Source organism: Marivita sp., assembly GCF_017643905.1.
Lineage (GTDB): Bacteria > Pseudomonadota > Alphaproteobacteria > Rhodobacterales > Rhodobacteraceae > Marivita.
This window is the reverse complement of record NZ_JAEPMO010000269.1, coordinates 1-2,777: the sequence shown is the minus strand read 5'-3', so window position 1 is coordinate 2,777 and position 2,777 is coordinate 1. Positions and strand designations below refer to the sequence as shown.

The 2,777-nt window shown below is 61.6% G+C and carries 3 protein-coding genes; 2 read left to right on the top strand and 1 reads right to left on the bottom strand.

Features of this window, described 5'->3' with window-relative positions:
- Positions 1-271: 271 nt before the first annotated feature.
- A complete protein-coding gene (gene pepT, locus JJ869_RS23055) occupies positions 272-1,510 on the top strand; it encodes a peptidase T (RefSeq protein WP_292271248.1) in 1,239 nt (412 codons plus the stop codon).
- 13 nt (positions 1,511-1,523) lie between these two features.
- Here the strand turns inward: pepT and JJ869_RS23050 are convergent, their stop codons facing one another.
- The gene (locus JJ869_RS23050; protein WP_292271246.1) at positions 1,524-1,931 is read right to left on the bottom strand and encodes a cytochrome c; all 408 of its coding nucleotides are present in this window, start codon (positions 1,929-1,931) and stop codon (positions 1,524-1,526) included.
- 133 nt (positions 1,932-2,064) lie between these two features.
- Here JJ869_RS23050 and JJ869_RS23045 point away from each other — a divergent pair.
- The coding region (locus JJ869_RS23045; RefSeq protein ID WP_292271244.1) for a DUF1194 domain-containing protein at positions 2,065-2,777 on the top strand (713 nt) is incomplete at its 3' end.

The window sequence follows — 2,777 nt, the reverse complement described above, 5'->3', positions numbered from 1 at the left end:
CATGTTCCTGAAGGACCTCATCCAAGAGCCGCAAGACAGCAGTCGGATCGACAAAGCGAGAACAACCCGTCGGCGGGGATCAAATCGCTTGGCCAAAATCTATTGACAGAGAGGGAACCGTTACCGAAGTCCCGACCCTAGGTCACAAAAGCTGCTCGAGTCCTAAGGTTTTTTGCGATCAAGCTGTTGCAGGCGATTTCAGCTATGCCCTACGTCTTGACTATTGGGGCATCCTCCGGCCCCTTCGGCGCAGACCTCACAGGAGCCTTCCATGCACCCCTTCCACAATGAGCTGAAAACCCGTCTGGTCCGCTATTGCGCCATCGACAGCCAGTCGGACATGGACCGCCCCGGATCGCCGTCGACCGCGTGTCAGCACGACATGCTGGATCTGATGGTCACCGAACTGACCGAAATAGGTGCGCAGGATGTGACCAAGACGCCCTATGGAACAGTGATCGCCACAATCCCCGGCACAACGCCTGGCCCGACCATCGGGTTTCTGGCCCATGTCGATACGGCACCGCAATTCAACGCGACGGGCGTCAAGCCGCGTGTGATCGAAGGCTATAACGGCGGGGTGATCACCTATCCCGACGATCCTGATCTGGTGCTCGACCCAGTGGCCTTTCACTATCTCGCGGGCAAGGTAGGAGATGACATCGTGACCGCCTCTGGTCTGACCCTGCTGGGGGCCGACGACAAGGCGGGTGTAGCCATCGTGATGACCGCCGCGCGGCACCTGCTTGAAAACCCGCAGATCAAACGCCCCACGATCCGTGTGGCCTTTACCCCGGACGAAGAAATCGGGCGCGGGGTCGATCCCAAACTGCCCACCGATCTGGGTGTCGATTTTGCCTATACCTTTGATGGCGGCGATCTGGGCGAAGTGACCTACGAGACCTTCTCGGCCGATTTCGCCGTTGTCACCGTCACAGGCGTGTCGATTCATCCCGGCTGGGCCAAGGGCAAGCTGGTCAATGCCATCCATCTTGCGTCCAAGATCATCGACACCCTGCCACAGGTCACCATGACGCCCGAGACCACGGATGGCATCGAAGGCTTCATCCACACGGTCGACATTCGCGGCAACGCTGAACAGATGGAACTGCGCTTTATCCTGCGGGATTTCGAACGCGGGGGGCTGGAGGCCAAAGGCGCGCTTCTGCGGCAGGTCTGCGACACCATTGCCGCCACCGAACCCCGCGCTGAGATCGCCTGCACCATCACCCCGCAATATCGCAACATGCGCTATTGGCTTGAGGATGACATGACCCCCGTGACACTGGCCCGCGAGGCACTGGCCGATCTGGGCATCCCCGAGATTTCGGCACCCGTCCGTGGCGGCACGGATGGATCACGGCTGACCGAAATGGGAGTGCCCTGCCCCAACCTGTTCACCGGCATGCAGAACGTCCACGGCCCGCTTGAATGGGTTTCGGTGCAGGACATGACCCGTGCCACCGATCTGTGCCTGCGGATCGCCGAGCGCGCGGCCAAGGCGGGTTGAGACCCGGTGCGGATCATTCCGCGCCTTGTACCGACATCAAATATCCCACCAGATCGGCAATCGGCTCGGCCACCAGCATCGGCTGACCGCTAGGAAGTTTCATCGCGGTATTGGCGACCCCTTCGAAATACGGGCCATAGACCGGCATGGGCGATCCGTGGCTGACCAGCGGGTCGGTCCCGTCAATCCGTTTCAGCACCCGCTCTAACGGAAAGACACCGCCATTGCGGGACGCCAGCGCGGTGAGGTCAACAGGCTGCAATACCAGCGCCCCTGCCAAAGGCCCCTGCCCCTTGGCATCCGCACCATGACAGGTGGCACAATGGGTCTGAAAGAGCGCGCGCCCGTGATCCACATCCTGCGCCATCACGGGCGCGGCGGTCAGGGCAATGAGGGTGAGACCGGCAAGAACACGTCGCATGAGGAGACTCCATCTGACCAAAGGTGAGGCAAGCCTGCCTGAAATGCGCCGTGCCCGCGTTGATCCGGATCAATCCTTTTGAGCTTTGGTGCGGATGCCCTAGCTTTGATGCAGTGTGTCATGAGGGTTTGCCATGCGTCGTCTGTTTCTGATCCTTCTTCTATGCCTTGCCGGCCCGGCCATGGCGCAAGATACCGACCTCGAATTGGTGCTGCTGGCGGATGCATCCGGCTCCATTGACCAGCGCGAGATCGACTTTCAACGCCAAGGCTATGCGCAGGCGATCACCGATCCCGAGGTTCTGGCCGCCATTGCCAACACGGCCTACGGGTCGATTGCCGTGACCTATGTCGAATGGGCGGCCAACACGGCGGTGGTTGCCGACTGGATGCGGATCGACGGGCCTGAAAGTGCAACGCTCTTTGCCGCCGAACTGCTGAACAAACCGCGCCAGGCCTATGGGCGCAACGCCATCGGCGCGGCTCTGCTCGACGGGTTGCGGTTGATGGACACCAACGAGTTTGACGGCTGGCGGCGGGTGATCGACTTTTCCGGCGACTCTGTGCGCAGCTATTCCGGCCCCTCCATCGCAGAGGCCCGCGCGACGGTGCTGGCCGCTGGCGTAACGATCAACGCCCTGCCGATCCTGCGCCCCGACGATCCCGGCCGCGCACAAGGCGGGCTTGAGGCACAATACGAAGCGCAGATCATCGGCGGGCTGGGGGCGTTCGTGGTGACCGCCGAGAACCGCGATTCATTCGCGGAAGCGGTGAAGCGCAAGCTGATCCTGGAGATCTCGGGCGAGATGCCGACGCGGGATGTGGCGGATGCGGCAGGAAGGCTTTT